The sequence below is a fragment of the Maridesulfovibrio sp. genome (genome assembly GCF_963676065.1).
Classification (GTDB): Bacteria; Desulfobacterota; Desulfovibrionia; order Desulfovibrionales; family Desulfovibrionaceae; genus Maridesulfovibrio.
In genome coordinates this window covers 1526372-1551059 of the sequence record NZ_OY780933.1, presented here as the reverse complement: position 1 = coordinate 1551059, position 24688 = coordinate 1526372, and the positions used below count along the sequence as shown (strand labels likewise).

Genomic DNA, 24688 nt, shown 5'->3' with positions numbered 1-24688 from the left:
GGATGAACACTATTTTGTAACAAACAAAAAATCAACCCCATAATGTTCAAAATCGAAAAGAAATCTTCACTTTATGCTTTCGGTTTAGTAAAAATAGTTTGATATTAAACAGTTGCAACATCTATTATTGAAATATTTATTTTCTTCAAATCCATCTATTCTCGCCAATAGCAGGGGTTTTATGGCACACAACAACATATCATGGCAGTTTACCTGAAATGAAAATGACACATTGCGGTAAACACAAAGCCACTCGTGCAGACAGACATGCATACGAAACGAACATCCATGCAAAGAAATGGATTTCGAATACACGCAGCTTCAAACACAGAAGCACTATTTTTCTTTACTTGAATAAAAAAAAGAAGCCGTCGGCCCAGGCGACCGACGGCAAAGGGAAGTGGTGATGGGGGTAGGGAAGCCCCCCATCGTTCTTTGGAGAATATCTTACACTGAGAACAGTGCGAAATATGAATATGTAACATTCAGCACAGGCATTGATGCAGTAGGGGTACATCAACACCTGTGCAGGTAAATTACAATATATGATCTATTAATCTACGATGTAATTCTTAGCCAACTCCTGAAAATGTTCGGTCTGATCTTTAATCCAGGATTCATCCTTACCAAGCTCTTTTGCCATAATTTCAGCAGCCTTGGGAGCCACTTCGTTGGCAGCTTTGGCATCAATGATGAGAGCTCTGGTTCTGCGGGCCAAGGCATCGGAGACGGTCTGAGCCCATTCGTTACGGGCAGCCCAGACAACTTCAAGCCATGAATAAGGAAGCCTTTCATGCATACGGGTATCAAGTTCGGGATACTCTTCCGCCAAGGCTTCAATCTCAACGGCTTCACTTCCGTAAACATGCATATGGTCATTGTGATCAAATTCTTCAGTATAACCATGCAGTTTAACGTTCTTAGTCACGCAGGGACGGAAAGGAAGACCGCCCATCTGGATTGCGTTATCAATGCAATCTTCAGCCATATGTCTATAGGTAGTCCACTTACCGCCGGCGATAGTCAGCAGCTTATTGGGAGATACAGTCAGGTAGTGATCCCTTGAAAGAGCAGAAGTTGATTCGGAATCACCCGCTGCAATCAGAGGACGAATACCGGTGAACACACTGCGTACATCCGCACGGGTCGGAGGTTTGGAGAGGTACCTTGCGGAGTGCTCCACGAGAAAATTAATTTCTTCTTCAAGCGGCTTGGGCTCCATACATACAGAATCGAGCGCGGTGTCAGTGGTACCGACAACGACTTTGCCATGCCAGGGCACGAAGAAAATTACGCGACCGTCATCGGTCTTGGGAACCATGATACCGGTATCGCCACCGAGAAAATCACGGTCGATAACAATATGGATACCCTGACTGGGAGCGATGAGTTTTTTGTGATCACCGTTATCCATATTCATAATGTCATCGGTAAAAATACCGGTGGCATTGATAACCGCCTTGGCTTTCAGTTCATAAGATTTGCCGGAGAGTTTGTCTTCAGCTTTAACGCCGCAGACATAGCCGGTGGAACTTTTGACAAGGTCGGTAACTTTGGTGTGGTTCATGGGACAACCGCCCATATCGGCCATAGTCCGGGCAAGAGTCAGGGCAAGACGGGCATCGTCAAACTGTCCGTCATGGTAAGTCACGCCGCCTTTAAGCTTTTTGGCAAGAACACCGGGAACCTCTTTCATAACAGATCCCTTGGAGTAGATCTGAGACGGGCCGAAGCTGTATTTTCTGGCCAGCATATCATAACACTTCAGACCAATGCCGTAGTAAGGAAGACCCCACCATTTATAATCAGGAACGATGAATTTCTGATTGTAGCACATGTGCGGAGCATTCTGCTTGAGAATACCGCGCTCATACAGGGCTTCCATAACCAGCGAAATATTACCCTGCGCGAGATAGCGCACACCGCCGTGAACCATCTTGGTACTGCGGCTGGAAGTAGCCTCGGCAAAGTCTCCCTGCTCAAGAAGAAGTACGGAATAACCACGGGCAGCCGCATCAAGACCGGAACCAAGCCCGGTAGCACCGCCACCTATAATGATGAAGTCCCAGACCTTTGAACTGTCTTCCATCTGCTGGATAAAATCTGAACGTTTCATGCAACCCCCACTCTATAAACCGACCGCGAACGCCGGATAAAAATTGTAATTAATGTATAGCCCGGTCTCCTGGTAAGCCTAATCACCTGAACCGAACCTTTCCCACGCATCAGAAAAAGACGAAACGCTAAAAATTTCGTAAGCCACCTCTTTCCGTTTCGCTTTTGAACAAAATGTGACATATTGAAAACAGTATGACAAGAATTTATTTTCACTTGGCGAAACATTAATTTATAAATCCAATAAAAACAAAGCCTTATATAATAAAAAATATTTTCGATCAGCGAATCAAAATTATCACTTTGATCAGTAATAAAAAGAACTCAACACTCCAAAAACATTCAATTTAACTCCATCTTCATTCAAAAACGAAAATTATTGCAGGCATAATAAATTCATCCTGTATAAAATAATGTCTATGCCTTGCGCGTGTGTGCTAGGACTGCTACAGAATGAAAACAGAATGCAATCGTTTTCATTTTACATGAAACGAATACCTTTGGGTAGAGAAACAACCAAAAATATCGAAGTCTCTCATTATACGGACAAATTTGTTCGGTGACGAAAGGAAGGGGACGCTGATTTTGACTGAAAAACAAAAAAGAAAGAATAAAGGCATGAAGTTTAATCTCGATTCATTATCGAAAAGACAAAGGGAAATTTTTAATATTGTTAATGAAAGAGGTTTTACACCAATCGAATCTCTTGCGCAGCATTTTGAAGTTACCCCCCAGACAATAAGAAGAGACATCAACAAACTCTGTAAAAACAACTTGCTACAAAGGTTTCACGGCGGTGCCGGCAGGGCTTCCAGCGTTGAAAACGTTGATTACAGCGCGCGTCGGAACATCCTGCATCAGGAAAAACGCCTCATTGCCGAAATGGTAGCAAAGCACATTCCTGAGCATGCTTCCATGTTCATCAATATCGGGACCACTACTGAAGAAGTAGCCAAAGCGCTTGCCAACCATAAATCCCTGCGCATAATCACCAACAACCTTAATGTGGCCCAGACCATGAGCAACAACGATTGCGAAGTCATTGTTGCCGGAGGTATGGTCCGCCAGCGGGATAAAGGGATTACCGGCGAAGCGACTGTTGAATTCATTAAGCAGTTCAAAGTTGATTACGGTATTATCGGTGTTTCAGGTATTGATGAGGACGGAACGCTGCTCGACTACGATTATCATGAAGTGCGCGTGGCCCGCGAAATCATCAACAACGCCCGCAACATCTTTCTGGTTACCGACCATACCAAATTCAACCGCAATGCCATGGTCCGCATAGCCGATTTAGGCGAGATCGACGCTATCTTTACCGACAAAAGGCCCCCACAGGTCTTTTGCGACTTAATGAAAAGCAAAGAGGTAGACCTCTTTGTAACCGAACCGGACCCCGAAGAAGAATAAAAAAGTGGCGGTATCATTCTACTATGATACCGCCACTTTCATTTTATTTTTTCATTTCCCGGTACAGATCACATCAGACACTGCAAGCCTCCCATGGCCCATGGACAATGTCCGCATGGGACCTCTACCCCAAGACAATCACACTCAAACTCATTGCTCCGGCCGATAATATCGTCGCAGGGAACCATTGGACAGTTTGAGCAATACGGATACTCATACCTGAGCACTTCAGCCCGGAAACCTGAATAATCTTTGGAACCCCATATCTCACTGAAATCTCTTCCCGAGATATTTCCGAAATGTTTCTGCCGGAGCAGCTTTTCACTGCCATCCATAAAACAGGTGCAGGTATGCCACAGAAACTGACATGGTGAGACATCCCCGCTTGAGGTAATAAAAGCAGTTCCGTTTTCAACAAATGAACAGCTTAATTCATTTGCAGCCATAAGCGGCGGCAGATGTAGATTCACACCAAGCTCCGCTGCCGATTTTTCCGAGCGGGCGTAGACTTCGCGCAACTGCCGGTGCTCCCCGGTGTTGCCGCGCCTGTCCCAGTCCGCGAGACTTCGCAGATTCAACCAGACGCCGCGACTTTCCGCTTCTGCGCGCATTTCCCGAATGAGATCAAAAAGCTGCTCCCGCTTTTTATTTCTTCCCGGATTCCAGACAAAACTGAAATAATTCTGCAAATCCTGCCCCTTATCACGGGCGATATGCTTCCATTTTTCATATATTTCAAGCGCATCTGAAGTGTTGGGGTTAAACAGGGATTGATTTTGTAAGGATTGATCATAGGCAAGCACGTGTGAACAAAGCATAAATTCAACACCCTGCTCCGCCGCCCAGCGAATGACTCCGGGCAATTGCGCATAGGTTTCAGCCATGAGCACAAATTCAGCACCCAGTCTTACCCGCTTTCCTGCCTTCTGTCCGGCCTGCCTGAGCATAGCAAAGGTGCGCGCCAGTCGGTCAGTGCTGGACTGTCCGTGCAATTCTCCAGTTGTGGAGGATGGATCAAGGGAATCAACGGATATGCAAAATGTATCCACCCCGGCAGCAACCAATTCCTGCACCCGGTATTCCGTAAAAAGTAGCCCATTGGTCTGAAAACCGATGCTGCCGTTTTCAGGCATACGCTTCCGGGCAAAAGCGGCCATAGCCGCAAGATCAGGATGCAGCAGAGGTTCGCCGATACCGTTCAGAACCAGCTTCTCGCAATTTTCCAAAGCCGGACCCAGTTTTTTGAAATCATCAAGACTCAGGTCTGTTTCCGGAATATCACTCTCAGGGGCGTATTTCACACACATGGAGCAATGCATATTGCACCGGGTGGTGACCTCGACCTGAAGCCGTGCAGGATATTTCTCGAACGCAGCGGGAAAATCATTAGACAGACTATCCGAAATTTGTTTCTGCATTCCACTCATCCTTTAATAAATTTCAAACATACTTTCGTTATTTGCCAAACAGCAAAAAAATTTCACACTAAGCTAAAAAAGTCAAAAATAAGTCTGAATAAGATCCGAAAACGACCTTGACCTTAGCTGTATTTTCATGATGAAAAATATCGACAAAATAAATTCAAGACTACCCGCAATTCCATACGCGGATATGACTTTAATCAAATACAGAGGAAAAAATGGAAAATATCACCCTACAGCCAAGCGCGCTCACACCCATGGGAGGCATAGACGCTCCCGAAGGCAGTCGGACTTTCACTCCTAAAGGAGTCTGTGCAAAATTGATCCGCTTCAAAGTGGAAGACAATAAAGTCACTTACCTGAAATTCACCGGCGGCTGCGACGGTAACCTCAAGGCGGTTTCCGCCCTTGTAACCGGGATGGAACTTGAAAAGATAATTCTGACCCTTGAAGGAATCACCTGCGGTAAAAAATCTACTTCCTGCGCTGACCAGCTCTGTAAAGCTCTGACCGAATACATGGAAAGCTAAACAGAATTTTCAATCTAACAAAAAGAGGGTGGCTGCCGAAAATCGGCAACCACCCTCTTTTTTTATCGATACATCAAACAGCTAAGCTTTTACGATTGTGTGGACCTGCTTACGCAGAGCTTCTCTACCATCCTTTTGCATCAGGTGATAAAGAGCCATTATCGTGGCCTGACTGAAAACAATATTACGAAAAGCATGGAACTTGGCTGATTTGGTCTCAGCTTTGGTCATACCGTAATCCTGCACTGCAATATCTTCCATGACCGGGATAAGCCATTTGGCTGCCGGAACAGTCAGAATCCAATCATGATCACCTAAGTGGGTAACAAAAGCTTCCATGCTGCGCTGCAAAGGAAGAGTTTTGCCATCAGCGGCAAGCAGACCATATTCCACAGGCTCAACATCGGCAATTACAGCTGCGGCCTTAAGCCATCTGACCGGACTTTCCTCGTCTTTTGAAAATCCGGGATGGTTATGGGCACAGGCTTGCGCCACGCAGACCTCGGCAGGGAGACCGCGGGTAATAGACTCAGCCAAACCGAGAACATGATGTTCACCGGTTCCGGCAAGCTTGTTTTCATTGCGGCTGGAACCGTCTTTCTGCCACTGGAAAACCCACGGTTTATGCAGGTCATGCAGAATCTGAGCGGCAACGACAACATCGCGGTCAAGATCGAATCCGTAAATGTTCTTGTAATTGTCGTACAGGGCCAAAGACATTTCAACATTTAAGGCTGTATGGGTAGCAAGGCCTCCGGGATAGCAGTGATGGCTGGTATACCCGCTGCCCGGTGCGGCGTAGAAAGGCTGATTGGCATTTTTGGCAGATCCGTTTTCAGGCAAAAAGGCATCATAGGATACACCCTCAAGCCAGCCTTTCTTTTTAAGTTCTTTGTAAACTTCTTTCTTGCGTCCGGCAACGGCGTTCAAAAGCCTGGGAGCAGGATTTTCGATTATTTCCTGTACTGCTTTACGCAGTTTAGGATTTCTTATGCTGGCAGCCTGTTTTTGAATATACTTCCAGGATTCCATTACAGCGCCGGAATTCTCCGCCATCTGCTTTGGTGTCAGCTCCATGCAATCTTTAATGGTGAACTCAGTATAAGAAGCCTCAGCCAGTGCTGGCATTGCGGAAGCAGCCACTGCGGCTCCGGCAACAATACCCATCTTTAAGAAATCGCGTCTTTCCATTGTATAACTCCTGATATGCGTAATTTTTACTCCCCAGAACGTGGAATTTATGCTCAAATTTTTGCGTAAAGACATTACAGGAAGACTTCGTTTTCATTACAGGTTTGTGCGCATTATCAGCAAAACCAGCATAGTTTTTGTTACAACTTACAGCTCAATAAACAAATTGCGGACACAAAATCTGTGAGGTATCCTTCCGTCATGAACTTTCAATTTTCCACCGCACCCAAAATTGTCTTCGGAGCGGACAGTTCCCGCTCGATCCCCGCCCATGCAGCTGCCATGGGTAACAATGTCTGCCTTGTTACCGGAAAGTCCCCCCGGAGAGTGCAATGGCTCATTAAAATTTTGCAAGAAAAGGGACTGGACCCGCATATTATTTCCATATCGCAAGAACCGGAGACGGAACTGATTGCCAACCATGTGGCAGAAGCCCGCGCCAAAGGCTGCGACGTAGTTGTCGCTGTCGGCGGCGGCAGCGTTCTTGACGCAGGAAAGGCCATAGCCGCACTCATTCCCAACAAACGGGATCTGCTGGATTATCTGGAAGTAGTCGGCAAGGGAATGCCGCTGGAAGAAAAGCCCCTGCCGCTCATCGCCGCTCCCACCACATCGGGAACCGGCTCGGAGGTAACAACCAACGCGGTACTTCTTTGCGCTGAGCACAAAGTAAAAGTCAGCCTGCGCTCCGCTGACATGATTGCCGATCTCGCCGTTGTTGATCCGCTGCTGACCATTTCTGCTCCCCCGGAAGTAACCGCGGCCACCGGTCTGGATGCCCTGACCCAGCTCATGGAATCTTTTGTCTCAAAATTTTCTTCGCCAATGACTGATGCACTCTGCCGCGAAGGGTTGAAACACGGAGCACAGTCTCTGCTTAAAGCATACAAAGACGGGCAGAATGCAGAAGCACGCACCGGCATGGCACTGGCAAGCCTTTTTTCCGGCATCACCCTTGCCAACGCCAAATTAGGCGCGGTCCATGGTTTCGCTGCCCCTCTGGGAGGAGAATTCAAGGCTCCGCACGGGGCGGTCTGTGCAGCTCTTCTGCCTTATGTAATGGAAGTTAATATCCGCGCCCTGAAGAATCGCGACCCGCAAAATCCGGCACTGAACGCTTATGATGAAACCGCGCAGATCCTGACCGGAAACAGCTCCGCCATAGCTGCGGATGGTATTGAATGGGTAAAAGACGTCTGCGCCGCGATGAAAATCCCCGGACTGAGAGAAATAGGTGTGCAGGAAAGAGATTTCGACTCCTTAGCCTCCAAAGCCGCGCGGGCCAGCAGTATGAAAGGTAATCCTATCGAGCTGACTAAACAGGAATTGCGGGAGATATTAACTAACGCTCTTTAAATCAACTGTATTTTATCCCATCTTGCCGACAAGCAGCCGGCATTGAAATTTTCGCTTAGTAATTGCAAAAAAGCCTGAATCCGGCCTATAATGAGAATGCCTGAAAACTTTCATTTAGCCGGAGGCACACTATGCGAAATAACAAATGCCTACTCATTTACATCCTGCTGACAGCGGTCTTTCTGCTGTCCGGAACGCATAAAGCTACAGCTTATGGTGATTATGATTTTTGGATCCAAACACCCACCGCATGGACCCAAAACACACAAGGTTTATCCAACGACCTAAAAAAACAGGTCATATCCCCGGACCGCAACGCCTTCATTGAAGTCTATGCCGCACCAGGAAACAATCCCGGACTGCAAACCATTGCCGATCACATGGAAAAAGGAATCCTGAATCGTGGCGGTGCCTATTTTCAAAACAGGATAAACAGCCGTAATATAATGCAGGACAACCACCCGGCAATCTTTCGGGAATACAGTTCATTTTATAACGGCAACCGACTTCATGCCTACGCCATTTTCACATACGCCAACGGCGGGGCGGTTGTCGCCATCGGTGTATTTGCCGAATCTTTTGCACAGCAATACCAGAACCTGGTCTACCAAAGCATTAACAGCCTGCGTTTTTCGCCGCCCTCCAGCGCGACAGCAGGAGGCAACTCCCCATACGGAACTAGCGGCAACGGTTGTGAGCAGTTAGTGGGCAAGTGGAAGTGGTTTACCGGATCAGAAGCACAGTTCTATGCAGGTGGACGCATGCCCGGAAACGGCAACAGCTGGCAATGCCTTGATCCCGCACGCGGCGTGGTAAAAATAATCTGGAGTAACGGTAGATGGGTGGATACCCTGACCCTTTCAGCTGACGGCAGAAAAGTTGAAGGTAAAAACCAGATCGGTAACCGGGTCTGGGGTACAAAGATTTCCGGCGGTTCACAGTCCGTACCGCCCCCCGCAGTGCAGAATGTTCCCCAGCAGCCCCGGCCCAAGATGAATTACGCCAGAAAGATTCGCGGAAATCTGGCCGCAAGTTGGCGTCTGGCTCACGGAAGCCTCAAGGCCGGTACCGCAGACAGCCGGGGCGAATGGGAACTTAGCACTGTATCAGGAACCACCCTGCGCTTCACCGATCCTTACAAGCAGGGAAAGCAGCGCTACAGGGTAAAAATTCTGACCAAAGACAATCAGCTCGTGGAAGAAGTTGTCGTCGGCATGTCTGAACATATCACCGTAAGCCCCGGTGTTTATAAAATCCGCCTTTTTTCAGAGGGCGGCTATGCCGGTTGGCGGTGCGAATGGCATTAAGACAACCTGTACAGCGCAGCTTTATTCACTGAACGTATGGTATAATCGGTACGGTTTTTAATGCACTCCCGATCAAAATAAAGCATCATATCCCCTCCCCGGCAGATTTTATCGATTAAAATCTGCCGGGAACCAAGCCCGCAGTTTCCGGGCTAGTACTGCCCGACTCCGAGCCAAGTAATTTTAAACACGGGAATTATCATAATGTGGGGAATATATTCAACGCTGATGGCGGCATTCAAACGTAAACGCAAATGTCCTGCGTGCGGACAGCAAAATGTCGTAGGTCTTGAGAATAAGGACAAGACCATAAAATGCAGTCGCTGCGGAAAAGACCTGCCGCCGCCAAAAACGCATACCTAGCTGAAAACCCGAGATAGCCCTGACTGAATCGCTCCGCGAATGAGTCTCGAGCGCCTGATTCCGGCCTTTAGCTCATCCTCTTGGGATATACGAGTTAAGGTTTCGCAATTGTTATAATACTTGAACTTTTAATAAATCTTATTTTTCCGAAAAAAGGTGTTGACTTGTCCGTCACATTTCCATAGAACCTCTCTTCGTGACGTCGGGATGTAGCGCAGCCTGGGAGCGCACTTGAATGGGGTTCAAGGGGTCGGAGGTTCAAATCCTCTCATCCCGACCACGTCAAAAAGATACCCCCAAGGGTCGTAGACCACTACGACCCTTTCTTTTGACATAAAGATCATTGCAAATTGGTTCTCTAAGGCTTTCGACGAAGCTCCCGCTAACGCGGTTGAGCGTGCCGCCAAAGGCATTACCGCTAAAGAAAGCCACCATATAAAGGCGCTTCCGTGGCTCAGTCGGTAGAGCGCGTCCTTGGTAAGGACGAGGTCAGCAGTTCAATCCTGCTCGGAAGCTCCACAGCAATCAAAAAGCCCTGCTTTAGAAATAAAGCAGGGCTTTTTTGCGTTCTGGTTTTGCCGGTGGCACGAACCAACCCCGGTCCCGTGTGATACATATCGTAAGATTCGGTGGCAGTACCAGCCGAGAGACTACTGCATAGAATTATCCTTAGGCTCAACACGTAGTGAAACCCCAAGAGCACCGAGAACCTTCATAATAGTGCTGTATCGCGGCTGAGAACCGGGACTAAGAGCCTTATACAGACTCTCCCTGCCAAGTCCGGCATCTTTAGCCAACTGGCTCATCCCTCTAGCCTTGGCAATATTAGCCACAGCCATAAGCATTACATCCTGATTGCCGGATTCAAGTGCTGCATTCAAATATTCAGCTATTACTTCTTCATTATCAAGATGTTCATATGTTTCAAAAGGCTTTGTCTTTGCCATGATTACACCTCGTTCCTTATTTCATCAGCCAGTACATGTGCTTTTGAAATATCTTTCTTCTGGCTGGATTTATCCCCGCCTGCCAGCAAAAAATAATACCTGTCACGGACTTTGGTAAAATAAACCCTATAGCCCGGACCAACTGAAATCCTCATTTCAGAAACATTATTACCAACAGATTTACAATCACCGAACAGTCCGAACTTAGCCTGATCAATCCTTGAAAGAATGCGGGCTTTCCCTACATGATCTTTAAGCTTGCAAAGCCATTTATCAAAGACATCTGTGCTGTCGAACTGATTCATGTTTAAAATGTATTCATTCGGATACACCGTGTCAATATCCGGCATAATTAAAAATGGAAAACCGTCCCGTGAATTACGGAACGGCTTTGCGTAGAGAATGAAAGGGGACCTGCTTCCAGTACTCAACTGCTTCACCCAGTTCTGCGGCTTTGGTCCAGCCTTCCTTAGCTTCCTGCGGCTCCGATGTCTTCCGCCCAAAGGGCGGGCTTTTCGGATTTGAGCCTTTCCATCAAATCTATACACTTGGGATGATCCAGAACATCCACCTGTACACCGCGCGAGATCAGGAACTCTTCATTGCCGCCGAAATTCCTGTTCTCACCGATAACTACACGGGAAATGCCGAACTGTACGATAGTGCCTGAGCACATCATACATGGCGATAATGTGGTGTAGATTGTTGTATCCTTGTAGGTTTTCTGCCGCCCCGCGTTGCGGATGCAATCCATTTCACCATGCGCGATGGGATCACCTTTTTGCACCCGCTGGTTATGACCGCGCCCGATAATTTCACCGTCACGAACCAGTACAGCGCCGATGGGCAATCCACCGTCATCAAAACTTTTTTTAGCGAGCTTGTAGGCCTCTTCCATAAACTTCATGTCCATATCAGACATATAAACTCCTACCGTAACTGATTATTTTCAGGAATCATAAAACATAATCAAGCGCAAGATCTACATGAGCACGGACCGTATCAATCAATGGTACAGATACATCTTCCGGCCTAACAAGCAACCCGATCTCAGTACAGCCGAGTACAACTGTTTCAGCGCCCTGTTCGACCATTTTTTCAATAATTTTTACGTATCCTGCCCTAGTCGCATCCATCATTCTGCCGCAACAAAGCTCATCAAATATTGTCCGGTGAACCATCGCCCTTTCTTCGCAGTCCGGTACTATCACGTCCAGACCATACTTTTCCTTCAGCGGGCGGGACAGAAAGTCCTGCTCCATGGTAAAAGCGGTACCCAGCAGCCCAAGTTTGGAAGCACCGGTCTTTTTCGCGCCCCCGGCGATGGCATCAGCCATATGCAGCAGGGGAATGTTCAACTCGCTCTGAATTTCATCCGCAGCCTTGTGCATGGTATTTGTAGCAATGATAAGGGCATCTGATCCACCTGCTTCAACGCTCTTTGCGGCCTGAATCAATCCTGCGGTTACGCTTTCCCAGTCGTCTTGCCCCATCTGCTCCGCAAAAGGTGCGAAATCAACGCTGTGCATGATCATGCGGCAGGAATGAAGTCCGCCCAGTTTATCGCGCACTCCCTCATTGAGAAGTTTGTAATATGATACAGTTGATTCCCAGCTCATACCGCCGAGAATTCCGAGAGTTTTCATAGTGTCCTCCTTGGACTCAATCTTTTTCATATCCACATAGCAGATCAATCTGTACCCTGTAATATACAGCAATAAAAAACAAAACCGGTACAGATCAAACCAAGGCTTTAAACTGGACCGTAAATGGACTTTATCCCTGAAATCGATAATATTGCAAAACTTATTCAACGCAAAAAACATATCGTCACAGGATATATATGGAAATCATCAACTTCATAATCAATTTCGTAAGCTCAATGGGACTCGGGGAGCAACTTTCCATCGCCACCGGGCTGGTATACATCTTTCTGAGCGTGCGTCAGAATCCGCTCTGTTGGCCTTTCGGGATTGTCAGCGTGGGAATCTGGATGGTCATTGTATTTCAGGGCAAACTATATTCAGACGCATTTCTACAGCTTGTCTATGTCATTCTCGGCTTTTACGGCTGGTATCAATGGCTGCGAGGCGGCCAAGACAACAGCCCGCTGAAGATTCAGCGCGTGGACCGCAAACTGGCTTTGCGACTTATTCTGATAGGACTGGTTACCTTTGTCCCCACCGGATATTTGATGGAGAATTACCTTGAGGCGTCATTCCCCTGGTGGGATGCCCTGACTACCGTACTTTCTCTCATAGCCCAATATCTGCTGGCCAGGAAGTATATGGAAAACTGGCTGCTCTGGATCACCGCCGACACCATGTATGTCGGTATCTACTATGCAAAAGGCTGGTCCGGTTACAGCGGACTTATGATCGTGTACACCGCTATGGCTGTGCTCGGTTTCATCAGCTGGCTCAAATCCTACCGTATCGACCGGGAGCCTCAATGCTCCGCGTAGTCCTGACCGGCTCTGAATGCACCGGGAAATCCACCCTCGCCGCCAAGCTTGCCGAGCATTATAAAGCGGAAGCCGTGCCTGAATATCTGCGCGAATACTTTGCGCTCAAAAACGGCAACCTGACCATAGACGATGTTCTCCCCATCGCCCGCGGACAGTTGCGCCTTGAGGCAGAAGCAGCTGCAAAGGGCTCAAGCCCGCTCATCTGTGATACGGACATAATTTCGTCAATTGTATACGCCAGCCATTATTTCGGTGAATATCCGCAGTGGCTTGACGATAAGTTTAAAACGCTTGCCCCCTCTCTTTACCTACTCTGCGACATTGACATCCCCTGGCAGGACGACGGCCAGCGTGACATGCCTGAAGAACGCGAATACATGCAGAATCTATTCATAGAGGAATTCAAAAAGCGCGGCATCCCACTCCAGATAATCAGCGGTTCCCTTGAACGCAGGTTCATAAAATCCAGCCGGATAATCGATGCAGAGATTAACGCTATGATCCATAGAGCCACAAAAAAATAAGAAAATCCCCCGCTGCCGATGCACCGGGGGATTTTTCATTATCGATAACTTAATACAGCTTCAATCTATTTGAAATCAACGGCCACAGGGCTGACAATCTTCAATACAGACTCCTGATTAAATTCTTCCTTATAGGCTTTAGCGATAGCATCCACGCGCTGCCCGGCATCTTTATCCGGGGAAACAACCATGAGCACCTTACTTCTTTCAGAATAGGTAAAACCGCTCTTGCCGCCCCAAAACCCCTGAGCATCGTAAACAGTGTAACCATCACTGAACTTAGGCGTGACTTCCTTATTAAGAAAGCTCTGAAACCTTCTGGAACTTATTCTTTTCTTACCTTCATGGTAAGTCTGTCCCATGTAAAGCTCGTAACGGTTCCACTTACCAGTCGCACAGCCGGACACACAAAAAGCCAGTAAAAGAATAATCACACAAATCCGCATTGATCTAATCATAATCAGCACTGCTCCGAATCTATATGAATACTTCCGGTTCGCGACGGGAGCTGAAATTATCAGCCAGCCACTTAGAGACTTCAAGCAATTTGGGGACTTCCAGCTTACGGGCATCAAAATCACAAACTTTAACGCAGGCGCAGCAGAAGATACACTTATCAGGGTCAGTCTCAACCATGGCTCCGACAGAGATTGCCGCTGTAGGACAGACCCTCTCACAGGCGCCGCAGAGCTGGCAGTCATCATTGGAGACGGGAGAAGCGGAAGCTTTCGGGGAGCGGTCCTTATATGGACGGTTACCCGGAAATTCAACCTCTGTTCCGGCAAGAGCGCCTTCCTTCAATTTTGCGGCAAGACTCTTGCCGAATTCACGGGCCTTACTCAAATCATCTTCATCGGGCCTGCTAACGGCGACGGGGGTTTTCTCGGTGGAGAATGAATGCTCACCGATGAATGCAGCTCCCGCAACAGGCTTAAACCCGGCTTCACCGGCCAGATCAACAAGCTCGATCAGTGCGTCTTCGTAGGCGCGATTCCCATAAACAACAACGGAAACAACCGGAACACCCGATGATTTAAGAGCCTTAAACCTCTCCACCGCAGTCAGGGGAATGCGTCCGCCGTAAACCGGAGCGCCGATTATCACCAGCTCATTATCACTACATTCGCAGGTCTCGGGAACCTTATCCTCACGGGTTACGTCAACCACTTCCGGATCTTCCACACCGAACCCTTCGGCAATTGCATCCAGAATGCGGCGGGTGGTCCGGGTAGGTGAAAAACAGATCATCTTAAGTTTATTACAAGACATAAAATCTCCATATCGAATTATTCAAGTAAGACATCCGCCAAGTGACTTAGCTTTCAAACAGAATAAGTACAGGCGCAAAGGGTATGTTGTAAATAGTTTTGAATTTACGCCCACCAGGATATCCAGCTTTTTTCCGCATAATAAAAAGGTTATGGAACTGAATTATCTTTTGTGCGATATAAAGTTCATGACCGGATCAAACGCGAAATACCAGCAGATAAGTGCAGCCATCCTTGCCGGTGGTGAAGGACGACGCATGGGCAAAACAGATAAATCCTGCCTTGAAATTTCCGGTGAAAAACTGGTCAGCAGGATAATACGGGCCCTTGATGACATTTTCGCGGAAACTTTTATCATCACCCGCACCCCGGAAAACCATCCGGACCTGAAGCTGAGAATGGAAGGTGATGTTTTTGAGGCGCGCAGTTCGCTGACCGGCATACATTCCGCTCTCTACCACTCTAAAACTGATCACGTATTCGTCACGGCCTGCGACTCACCATTCCTTAACCGGGAACTGATAATCGAACTGCTAAGCCGCATTGAGCCCGATGACGATGTACTCATCCCCATCCACCCGGACGGATTCTACGAACCGCTTTGCGCTGTTTACTCAAAACGATGCCTGCCCTTTATTGAGCAGAATCTGGAAAATGACCGTTTCCAGATCATTCGCTTTTTTCCGCAGGTCAAGGTCAGGACAGTGGAAACAGACCTACTGAAAGAAAAAGATCAGGCACTGGAAACCTTCATCAATATAAATACACCGGATCAATTAAGCCGTATAAATATGAACCTGAGCGGAGAAGATAACGACCAGCCGGACTACCCGCAAACCATTCCCCGTAGCGCGGCCCTTAAGCTTATCCGCAAAAAAATACGTCAGGCACAGGGAATTTACGTGCCAGTAACCGATTGTGCAGGACTTGTGGCATCCGAAACCATATGTTCGGAAATATCACTGCCTGAGCATGATCGCTCGGCTATGGACGGTTACGCGGTTTCCAGCAGATGCACAGCCGGAGCCACGCCTGAAAACAACACCGTATTAGCTTTTTACGGGGAAATACGCCCCTCATGTCCGGCCCAGGACGTGAGCTGTTCTGAGCAGACCAGGCGGGTTCTCACCGGGGGAATTATCCCGGCAGGGACGGACGCCGTCATTCCCTACGAGCAGGTAACTGCAAACGAGAACACCATCAGCATAAGCCGACCGGTCCGCGAGGGAGAATTCATCCGCAAAGCCGGTTCTGATATTTTTAAAGGTGAAACCATCGTCAGCAAGGGCTGTGTGATTACGCCCTGTGAGGCAGCCCTGCTGGCATATGCGGGCAAATGCTTAATCCCGGTCAATCCGCAGCCGAAAGTAGCCATACTCGCTGTAGGCAACGAGCTCTGCGACCCGACAAAACAAACAGAATGCGGATTGATCCCGGCGGATAACCTCATTCTCATGAAATCCCTTTGCAGCCGTTATGGAATCAGCGATATCCACATAGCGCCCTGCGCCAATTCACCGGAAGCTATTTCCGAGGCAGTACTCACCAACAGCGATTGCAGACTCATTGTCACAACCGGAGGCACCGGCCCCGGCAATCGCGACTTCGTGTTCAATTCCATCCAGCAGGCCGAAGGAAAGCCCATTTTCAAGGGGCTGGCCATGCATCCGGCTAAATCCGTCTTTGCATGCAAACTTCACAATTCCATTGTCATCGGGCTACCCGGCCCGCCGGTAGCTGTGAATCTTGCCTTCCACACCATCGTGCATCCGGTCATCAACATGTTGCAGGCCAAAGCAGTTACCTCAGCCACCATCCCGGCAGTTCTTACCGAAGCCTTAAAAGGCGGACAGGACCGGGAAAAGCTTCGCCCCTGCACAATAACGGAAAAAAATGGAAAGATTTTAGCGGACCCGCTGCTCGATAAATCCCTTTCGCCACGCAAAGTCATGAACCTAAGCAACGGCATCATCATCCTGCCCGCCGGTTGCGGGGAGATGCCTCCGCAAAGCATTGTCCGGGTAATCAGATTCTAAAAACCCTCAGCAGTTTTCTCAAAAGTGTACCGGACAGGGGTAAAAAGAATAAACCGACACCAACTGCGCTCTAAACGTATGTGACTAAACCTTAACCCAACCGGGACAAATTTAAGTTTCCCAAAACACGCATCCTGTGTACATTAAAACCATGAGAGGTAATTCAGCGGGAAATTCCCGCACATACACCATGGCATTACCGATGCATTATCATTTCAAGGCAACCTGAATCCGGGTTGCCTTTTCTCTTTTGTATAACCGTAAAAGAGGAGTATTTATGGGCCAGAAGAACTTCATTTTAGACACTAACGTACTTATTGAAAATCCCAAATGTATCACCGCCCTGCGCAACGGAGAGGAAAACAATGTATACCTTCCCTACACCGTAATTACTGAGCTGGATAAGCTGAAGAGAGACCCGCGCATAGGCCATATTGTGGCTCAGGCCGTCCATTCGATTTTAAAAGACGACAAACTCACGATCCTTCCCCCCGCTTTTGCTGAAAAGCTTCGCGACTTAAACCCCGATGACCGTATTCTCAAAGAAATCATGAATGCAGATATCGAGGCCCCCATTCTGGTCACCAATGACCGCATTTTGCAGATCAAGGCCGGGATATACAGCCTTAAAAGCGAAGAATACAAGGATTCCGACCCCTTCCGTTCCGATTCTCAGATGTATACCGGATTTGTGGATGATGAGCAGGAACCTTACGTAAACAGCTTCCGCTGGGAAAAAGGAACTGCGATTTTCTACGGAGACAAGGAGAACAAGCCCATTTCGTATACCCACGAAGTCTGGGGCGTGAAGCCGCGCAATATTTACCAGAACCTTGCCCTTGAACTGATGCTCAATCAGGATATAAATATCGTCTCCATCCAGTCAGAAGCCGGGTATGGTAAAACATTTCTGGCGCTTGCCTCCGCTCTATATCTGGCGCTGGAGAAAAAGGATAATTCCTATGAAAAAGTCTATCTGGTCAAACCCATATGGGAAATCGGGCCCAAAATGGGATTTTTGCCCGGAACAGTTGAAGAAAAAATGCAGCCCTACGTACGCTATGTTCGCGATCTGACCGTGAAACTGCATGAACAGCGTCCGGCCAACCGCATATTCATGGAAACCGATTCCGATAAATTCCGGTTCAACCAGAAAAAATTCGAAATCCTGCCGATTGCGTACATCCGGGGCATGAATCTCGAAAATTGTATTGTCATAATTGATGAGATGCAGAACATGTCACGCTCTGAAGTGCGTTCTCTGCTCACGCGCATGGGAGAAGGCGTAAAATGCATCTGCCTTGGTGATACACGGCAGGTGGATAATCCTTACCTGAATGAAAGCAACAACGGGCTCAACTGGGTGGTAAAGAAGCTGCGTAACAATAAAGAATACGCGCATATGGTACTCAAAGGAGAACGTTCACGCGGACCAATTACCGATGTGGTATTGAAGACTGGACTATAAAAAGCAAAAAAAAACGGCAGTCCTTGCGGCTGCCGTTTCAACTTTACTTATAAAATTTTATTATTTTTGGAAGATCCTCAGGAGGAGTTCATCGAGATCTTCGCCATTATCAATAGCTTCCGAAATTTCGTTCTCCAGCACTTTTGCGCCTTCACGGACTTCGGAAACTGTGCAGTCAATGTTCAAAGCCACTTCCTCTGCGGGAATACCATAACGGAAACAAAGATAATACAGGGCCCTACGGGCCAGCACAGCATGCTCATTTTCCTGCATCATCAGCTCACGAAAGGCTACGCCAAAAGATTCCAGCACAGCATCAAGAATAGAATCAAAGGTCTGAACTTCAAGTTCAGCGGCGAATTCTTCAGCTTCGGACGGAGAGTCCTCAGCTCCGCAATCAACAGGATAGGAACTGCGTACTATGGATGTAAGCCTGTTAATGCTGTCAAGGATTTCATCCACGGCGTAATAAGCAGTCACATCGGAGATAAATTCCCGAGGACTGTCCGCTTTGCCGCTTTCCAAATCAATGGTAACCCCGACCTTTGCTTCCAGAACTTCCTGAGCCGCATCTTTTATGCGATCAAGCAGATGATCCTGCACCCACTTCATAACGAACTCGTTAGGAGCGGTAAGCTGTACAATACCATCTTCGTAACGTGCTGACAGAGGTTCCACCCAAACCCTGACCAGCACGGGATTAATGCGTACAAGAAGCTTCTTCTTTATGGAGTTCCAAACATTGGAGTTCATTTCCTAACCTCTGTGATTAAGCCCTTGATTGGCCAACGGGCCGCTCAAAGACAGATACAAACCGGTTGCTATGAGTATCCCCAAACCCGAAAAAGAGCAAACAGCCAAAGGCTGTCACTCTTCTCGGGAGAAAAAACAAAACCATGACGAACAACAGAAAAAACACCCTCTAAGGGGTATAAATTAATCCAGTTGCCCGAAAAAACCGTTTAAGGTGTAAGGCGTTCAATTGTATCCTGTAACTGCCTCCCGAGAGGTGTCTGCAGGGAAATTTCACGTTCTATATTGGTAATGCCTTTGATTACTGTGGAATGTCTGCGGCCCAGTCTGGTACCGATATCCTTGAGGGACAGTTCGGTATGTTTGCGGGCGAGGAAGAAAGCGGTATTTCTGGCCAGCACGATCTGCCTTTTACGGCTTTTTGAACGCAACTGTTCAGGTGTGAGTTCGTAGGAACGGCAAATATGATCCACAATGGAATCATAGTTGGGCGCGGCTTTGGCGATGGAATAATTCTCCAACACCTGCCATGCCAGTTCCTGTGAAACGTCACGGTTTAAAAGTCTTGCCTTGAGCACTAGGTTCTGCAGGCAGCTTTCCAGCTGTCTGACATCAGTGGTAATACGATCCGCAAGAAGCTCTGATATGGAATCCGGAACCTGAGTTCCCAAGCGTATGGCCTTGCTTTCAACGATTCGTTTTCTGGTCTCGAAATCCGGGGTGGAAATAAGGGCCAGCAGTCCCGAACTAAAACGGGAAACCAACTGCTGATCAATTTTTTCCAACTCGCGGGGCAGGAAAGAGCTGGTCATAACAACCTTGGAGCCACGCAGTTGCAGACTCTTCAGTGTTTCCAGAATTTCATCCTGCATTTTCTGCTTACCCTGAAAGAAGTGAATATCTTCAAGCAGCAGACAATCCACATTGTCCCTGAACTCGGATTTAAAACGGGAAATCTCTCCCGCTTTCAGCGCCAGAACCATTCTGTTGGCAAACTCTTCCGCTGTAAGACAGGCAATGGATATATGCTTCTTGTTGCTTGAAGCACAAAGATTTTTGCCTATCGAATGCAGCAGATGGGTTTTTCCGAGACCGGGTGAGGAGCTAAGGAAAAGCTGATCACCGGGCAGGGAGTTGTCACAGAGACTTCTGGACGCAGCACAAGCGAGTCTGTTGGACTCACCGATTACGAAATCATCAAAAGAAAAGCGCCAACGGGGAATACGAGTATTAACCACGGCTGAAGACATCATGGGCAGTCCCATGCTTGTCTGAACCGGACGTGCTACAGCAGGCTTGGCTATGGTAGCCGTTGCAGCGGGCTTTCTCACGGTTTTTCTAACCCCAATCTCCACCTTGGGGCTGGTACCGAGAACCTGCTCGCCTGCTTCTTTAATGTTGTCCATGAGACGATCCCTGACCCAGGCTGCCACAAAGTCATTTGGCGCATACAATTTAATTGTATTTGCGCTGACCTCGGCTTTGAGGGGTTTGATCCATACTTTGTACAGACCGGGGTTCAGACCCTTCTCAAGAAATTTTAAAATTTTATTCCAGCTGTCTCTCATCATGTGGAGTTAACTAAGTCAGATTAAGTAAGTCGATCAACTCTTGATAAAGCTACGGGCACGCAATGTTTCCCCATTTGTTTTCTACAGCCTAACATACTGTTTATTAAGCACTTTCATGTTATGCGTGCAAACATGGTTCAGAAGGCAAAAACCGAGCTGGACACCGTAAAATCAAGCTTAAGCAGTTTTTAATAATTTTTTATAAACAGGTGTGGAAAACTTTTTCCACAGGCAATTTTTATATAATCTTCGTTTTTCATAAAATTACTCTATTTCTCTCATTTGTAGTTTTTATCCTGATCATTATTTTTATTAGTTACTTTCATTAATTTTTACAAAATTTTGCGCACAACATATTGTTTTATTATATTTTTTTAGAAATAACTCAAAAAACATCTTTTTTTTATCAAATCATTTTTTTGGCAACATACTCTGAAAAACCAGTAATACAAAGGGCTGAGCCACACTCAACTTTAGAACAATATTTAAGCACTTGTTTTAATTGTATATATTAATTCTTGACACTCTTCATCACCCAGAAACAAAGGGTTCACAGCTATCGCAATTACCAACAGGGTAATGCCCATTACCTGCTGTTGTTGATCGAATAATCAATCAATAGTTTCATTCTGAGCATCAAAAAGTAAAATTACAACTAATATAACTATATATAACATCAAAACAACAATACCGTAAAAAGAAAAAAACACCTTTTATGGAAACTGAAACTAGCCGCTGGGCACCCCGTAAAACCGAAAAAGCATCGATATAGCTTCATATATATGTCAGGATTCATACAACAGGCCCTAATTGAGGGCTAATTTTCTGTTTCAGCCTATTTCAGCCTATTTCAGGCTAATACTAGTCAAAAAAAAAGCCCGACCTTAAAAAGGACGAGCTTAAATCTAATACCATTAAAGAAAACTAAAAAAAATATCACTTAAAAATTAGTTCTGCGTAGTTTCCTTATATAATGTAGGGCTTCACTCTTTCGCAGCCAACTGGCTGAGCGTGGGGTAACGACCGCAAGCGAATCGCTCAACCTCAGGACAATATCCGAGCTGCTCACAACTTGCACCGCCATTGCTGAAAATAGCCGGAAATTCTTCCTTACAGATTTTAAGCATTTTATCAGCCATCTTACGAACTTCCCACTGAGCCCGCTGGCAGCAGCGAAGATTGAAAAAATGCATTAATGAGCGGCAATTCATCGTGATTACAATTTTGGTCTCTGCAGCCTGAGGAAGTACAAAGCGTGCATCCTCATTGGCTTTGGCTTCTCGCCCGGCATTTACCAGAATTTCACGCAGATCTTTATAAGCACTGCCAACCTCATCCATAAACTCTTCAAAGCGTTTACGGGCTTCAGGAATCTTAGCTATAGCGGGAGGAATGATATAGTCCATATCGTTCTCCGTAACATAGCGCTGGCTCTGCTGAGAATAGGAAGCTACCCGGTGGCGCACAACCTGATGGGAACAGGCCCGGGAAATCCCCTCAATGGCAAAGGTGAAGCTGACATGCTCGATGGGACTGTTGTGACCAGACTCCATAATCTTGGAAACAAATGCTGCCTGTTTATCCTTTTCAATTTCTCCACTAAGGAGCCGGGGCCACATATCGGCAACAAAGCCGGCATGGTAACACTGACGAAATGAGGCATAAAGCAGCTCAAGGGCATTAGGGGTCATGGACAAAAGTTCCACTCTTAAATCTTTCTCAGGCATAAGCGCTCCTTAAATTTATGCACCCTACATAAAGTAATTCATATCGGGCTGCAACTGGTTGGGGAAGCCCTTTAAAAAAAGATCCTTAGGGACGCAACAGAAAAATATTCTCCGGAATGTCACCTTTTACCCTATCTTTTCCCTTGCCAGTCGCAGTAATATACCCTAACTAACGTCTCCTTATCTCTACTTTAACCAGCCGTTGAGAATTTTGCCTTTTTATACTGCGTCCCCCATGCAGGGGATTTTCTTTGGCAAATATCCGGCACCGGAGGAATCCGTGACAACACTCACCCAAAACGAAAAAATCAGAAATATAGCTATCATAGCACACGTTGACCATGGTAAAACCACATTGGTTGATGGTATGTTCAAGCAAAGCGGTTTATTCCGTGAAGGCCAGGAAGTCGATGACCGCCTCATGGACAGCATGGACCTTGAACGCGAACGCGGCATCACCATTGCCGCTAAAAACTGCGCTGTGGACTGGAAAGGAATCAAGATTAATATCATTGATACTCCCGGTCACGCCGACTTCGGCGGTGAAGTGGAACGCTCCCTGTCCATGGCAGATGGTGCAATCCTGCTTGTAGACGCTTCTGAAGGCCCCCTTCCCCAGACCCGGTTCGTACTCAAAAAAGCACTTGAAGCCGGTCTCAAAATTATCGTTGTAGTCAACAAAATCGACCGCGCCGATGCCCGTCCCGACGAGGTACTTGATGAAGTATACGACCTCTTCATCGACCTTGACGCCACAGAAGAACAACTCGAATTTCCTCTGCTCTACGCCATCGGACGCGACGGTATTGCACAAAAAACACTTGAAGAAAAAGGTGAAAACCTGCACCCCCTTATGGATCTGGTTGTCGAAAAGGTTCCCGGTCCTTCATATAATGCAACAGAACCTTTCCAGATGCTGGTATCCGACCTCGGTTACTCCGATTACCTCGGACGCCTCGCCATCGGTAAGGTAATCCACGGTTCCGCAAAACAAAATGAACCTCTGGTCTGTATCAATGAAGCAGGAGAGCACGTATCCCTGCGCCTGACCAAAATTCAGACCTATGACGGTCTTTCATTTGTGGAAACCGATATAGCAAATCCCGGCGATATTGTTGTTGTTTCCGGAATTGAAGATATCACTATCGGTGACACTATCTGTACTAAAGAAGCTCCTAAGGCTCTTCCTCGTATCACCGTTGACGAACCGACAGTATCCATGCGTTTTACCATCAACACCTCGCCCATGGCCGGTCTTGAAGGTAAGCTGGTACAGTCTTCCAAGATACGCGAAAGACTGCACAAGGAAACTCTGCTCAACGTGGCGGTAAAAGTCGAAGAAAGCGATGAGAAAGACAGCTTCATCGTTAAAGGACGCGGCGAATTTCAGCTTGCGATCCTCATCGAAACCATGCGTCGCGAAGGATTCGAGCTTTCTGTCGGCCGTCCTGAAGTTATCTTCAAGCATGAAGATGGTCAGAAGCTTGAACCTATGGAACAGGTTTTTATTGACTGCGAAGAAGCTTTCCTCGGCGTGGTGACTGAAAAGCTCTCCACCCGCAAAGGTAAAATGACCAACCTTGTCAACAACGGCAAGGGCCGCGTGCGTATTGAATTTTCCGCACCTTCCCGCGCTCTCATCGGTTACCGCGATGAATTCCTTACCGACACCAAAGGTACCGGTATCATGAACTCACTTTTCGCAGGTTACGAAACATACCGTGGAGATTTCCCCTCCCGTTACACCGGCTCTCTTGTTGCCGACCGCGCAGGTAAAGGCGTTGCATACGCAATTTTCAACCTCGAACCGCGTGGTGAACTCTTCATCGAACCGGGCGATCCCATCTATGAAGGAATGATCGTCGGTGAGCACAACAGGGACAATGATATTAATATCAACCCCTCCAAAGAAAAGAAGCTCAGTAACATGCGTGCATCCGGTAAGGATGAAGCGGTTATCCTGACTCCCATCCGCCCCATGACTCTGGAACGGGCCATGCACTTCATCAGGGACGATGAATTAATTGAAGTCACTCCTGAATCCATCCGTCTGCGTAAAGCTGAGCTTTCCGCAGCCAAGCGCCACATGAGTCGCGGCAAGCAGCTCAAGGCCAAAGGTCAGAAATAAATCGGACCACTTACTGCAATAAATCAGCCGGGGAAAGTCACTGCATTGACTCTCCCCGGCTTTTCCCTTTTCTGCCAACTTCCCTTTGGCTACAGTTCCCGGGCAG

The 24688-nt window shown here is 47.3% G+C and carries 22 protein-coding genes and 2 tRNA genes; 12 read left to right on the top strand and 12 right to left on the bottom strand.

The annotated features are described in order from the left end of the window. Positions 1-553 precede the first annotated feature (553 nt). Complete coding sequence (locus tag ACKU35_RS06850) at positions 554-2116, bottom strand: glycerol-3-phosphate dehydrogenase/oxidase (RefSeq protein WP_319764386.1); 1563 nt, start codon at positions 2114-2116, stop codon at positions 554-556. A 617-nt stretch (positions 2117-2733) separates the two neighbouring features. Between ACKU35_RS06850 and ACKU35_RS06845 the strand changes: the two genes are divergently transcribed. Next, on the top strand, positions 2734-3525 hold the full coding sequence (locus ACKU35_RS06845) for a DeoR/GlpR family DNA-binding transcription regulator (RefSeq protein WP_407944205.1): 792 nt from the start codon (positions 2734-2736) through the stop codon (positions 3523-3525). Between the two features lie 68 nt (positions 3526-3593). Here ACKU35_RS06845 and ACKU35_RS06840 read toward each other — a convergent pair whose 3' ends face one another. Further along, complete coding sequence (locus ACKU35_RS06840; RefSeq protein WP_319764382.1) at positions 3594-4943, bottom strand: radical SAM/SPASM family putative metalloenzyme maturase; 1350 nt, start codon at positions 4941-4943, stop codon at positions 3594-3596. Positions 4944-5164: 221 nt separating this feature from the next. Here ACKU35_RS06840 and ACKU35_RS06835 point away from each other — a divergent pair, with 221 nt between their 5' ends. Beyond that, complete coding sequence (locus ACKU35_RS06835; RefSeq protein WP_319764380.1) at positions 5165-5476, top strand: TIGR03905 family TSCPD domain-containing protein; 312 nt, start codon at positions 5165-5167, stop codon at positions 5474-5476. Between the two features lie 81 nt (positions 5477-5557). Here the strand turns inward: ACKU35_RS06835 and ACKU35_RS06830 are convergent, their stop codons facing one another. Further along, entirely contained in the window at positions 5558-6667 is a 1110-nt protein-coding gene (locus tag ACKU35_RS06830) for a twin-arginine translocation signal domain-containing protein (RefSeq protein WP_319764378.1), read from the bottom strand. A 201-nt stretch (positions 6668-6868) separates the two neighbouring features. On the opposite strand from ACKU35_RS06830, the gene ACKU35_RS06825 reads away from it, so the two are divergent. The 5 genes from ACKU35_RS06825 to ACKU35_RS06805 all read left to right on the top strand — a co-directional run bounded on the left by ACKU35_RS06825 (position 6869) and on the right by ACKU35_RS06805 (position 10212). After that, the gene (locus ACKU35_RS06825; RefSeq protein ID WP_319764376.1) at positions 6869-8023 is read left to right on the top strand and encodes an iron-containing alcohol dehydrogenase; all 1155 of its coding nucleotides are present in this window, start codon (positions 6869-6871) and stop codon (positions 8021-8023) included. 131 nt (positions 8024-8154) lie between these two features. Continuing rightward, positions 8155-9330, top strand: coding sequence for a hypothetical protein (locus ACKU35_RS06820; RefSeq protein ID WP_319764374.1), 1176 nt, complete (start codon positions 8155-8157; stop codon positions 9328-9330). Positions 9331-9534: 204 nt separating this feature from the next. Further along, entirely contained in the window at positions 9535-9693 is a 159-nt protein-coding gene (locus tag ACKU35_RS06815; protein WP_319764372.1) for a hypothetical protein, read from the top strand. Between the two features lie 203 nt (positions 9694-9896). After that, positions 9897-9973: transfer RNA gene (locus ACKU35_RS06810), tRNA-Pro, on the top strand. Between the two features lie 163 nt (positions 9974-10136). Then, positions 10137-10212, top strand: a tRNA-Thr gene (locus ACKU35_RS06805). A 131-nt stretch (positions 10213-10343) separates the two neighbouring features. Here the strand turns inward: ACKU35_RS06805 and ACKU35_RS06800 are convergent. From ACKU35_RS06800 to ACKU35_RS06785, 4 genes are all read right to left on the bottom strand, one after another. After that, positions 10344-10640, bottom strand: coding sequence for an addiction module antidote protein (locus ACKU35_RS06800; protein ID WP_319764370.1), 297 nt, complete (start codon positions 10638-10640; stop codon positions 10344-10346). A gap of 2 nt (positions 10641-10642) precedes the next feature. After that, positions 10643-10972: a type II toxin-antitoxin system RelE/ParE family toxin gene (locus ACKU35_RS06795; RefSeq protein WP_319764368.1), complete on the bottom strand. Its 330-nt coding sequence runs from the start codon at positions 10970-10972 to the stop codon at positions 10643-10645. 137 nt (positions 10973-11109) lie between these two features. Beyond that, positions 11110-11562 carry a nucleoside deaminase gene (locus ACKU35_RS06790; protein ID WP_319764366.1) on the bottom strand — a complete coding sequence of 151 codons (453 nt, stop codon included), beginning with the start codon at positions 11560-11562 and terminating at the stop codon, positions 11110-11112. A gap of 34 nt (positions 11563-11596) precedes the next feature. Next, positions 11597-12286: an aspartate/glutamate racemase family protein gene (locus ACKU35_RS06785; RefSeq protein WP_319764364.1), complete on the bottom strand. Its 690-nt coding sequence runs from the start codon at positions 12284-12286 to the stop codon at positions 11597-11599. A 197-nt stretch (positions 12287-12483) separates the two neighbouring features. Between ACKU35_RS06785 and pnuC the strand changes: the two genes are divergently transcribed. Together pnuC and ACKU35_RS06775 are read left to right on the top strand one after the other, a co-directional pair. Continuing rightward, a complete protein-coding gene (pnuC, locus tag ACKU35_RS06780) occupies positions 12484-13104 on the top strand; it encodes a nicotinamide riboside transporter PnuC (RefSeq protein ID WP_319764362.1) in 621 nt (206 codons plus the stop codon). After that, on the top strand, positions 13092-13631 hold the full coding sequence (locus ACKU35_RS06775) for an ATP-binding protein (protein ID WP_319764360.1): 540 nt from the start codon (positions 13092-13094) through the stop codon (positions 13629-13631). Before pnuC ends, ACKU35_RS06775 begins: the two co-directional genes overlap by 13 nt. Positions 13632-13696: 65 nt before the next feature. On the opposite strand, the gene ACKU35_RS06770 is transcribed toward ACKU35_RS06775, so the two are convergent. Both ACKU35_RS06770 and ACKU35_RS06765 read right to left on the bottom strand, forming a co-directional pair. After that, positions 13697-14089, bottom strand: a complete 393-nt coding sequence (locus ACKU35_RS06770; protein ID WP_319764358.1) for a DUF3574 domain-containing protein — start codon at positions 14087-14089, stop codon at positions 13697-13699. 19 nt (positions 14090-14108) lie between these two features. Further along, complete coding sequence (locus ACKU35_RS06765) at positions 14109-14900, bottom strand: 4Fe-4S binding protein (RefSeq protein WP_319764356.1); 792 nt, start codon at positions 14898-14900, stop codon at positions 14109-14111. Positions 14901-15051: 151 nt separating this feature from the next. On the opposite strand from ACKU35_RS06765, the gene ACKU35_RS06760 reads away from it, so the two are divergent. Both ACKU35_RS06760 and ACKU35_RS06755 read left to right on the top strand, forming a co-directional pair. Further along, positions 15052-16935: an NTP transferase domain-containing protein gene (locus ACKU35_RS06760; RefSeq protein ID WP_319764354.1), complete on the top strand. Its 1884-nt coding sequence runs from the start codon at positions 15052-15054 to the stop codon at positions 16933-16935. 277 nt (positions 16936-17212) lie between these two features. After that, positions 17213-18403 (top strand): PhoH family protein, encoded by a 1191-nt coding sequence (locus tag ACKU35_RS06755; protein WP_319764352.1) that lies wholly within the window; start codon positions 17213-17215, stop codon positions 18401-18403. A 60-nt stretch (positions 18404-18463) separates the two neighbouring features. Here the strand turns inward: ACKU35_RS06755 and ACKU35_RS06750 are convergent, their stop codons facing one another. The 3 genes from ACKU35_RS06750 to thyX all read right to left on the bottom strand — a co-directional run bounded on the left by ACKU35_RS06750 (position 18464) and on the right by thyX (position 22454). Beyond that, positions 18464-19156 (bottom strand): DnaA N-terminal domain-containing protein, encoded by a 693-nt coding sequence (locus ACKU35_RS06750; protein ID WP_319764350.1) that lies wholly within the window; start codon positions 19154-19156, stop codon positions 18464-18466. Positions 19157-19365: 209 nt separating this feature from the next. Beyond that, positions 19366-20727, bottom strand: coding sequence for a chromosomal replication initiator protein DnaA (gene dnaA / locus ACKU35_RS06745; protein WP_319764348.1), 1362 nt, complete (start codon positions 20725-20727; stop codon positions 19366-19368). Positions 20728-21710: 983 nt separating this feature from the next. Continuing rightward, entirely contained in the window at positions 21711-22454 is a 744-nt protein-coding gene (gene thyX / locus ACKU35_RS06740) for an FAD-dependent thymidylate synthase (protein ID WP_319764347.1), read from the bottom strand. Positions 22455-22734: 280 nt separating this feature from the next. Between thyX and typA the strand changes: the two genes are divergently transcribed. After that, positions 22735-24582, top strand: coding sequence for a translational GTPase TypA (gene typA / locus ACKU35_RS06735; RefSeq protein ID WP_319764345.1), 1848 nt, complete (start codon positions 22735-22737; stop codon positions 24580-24582). Positions 24583-24688 lie beyond the last annotated feature (106 nt).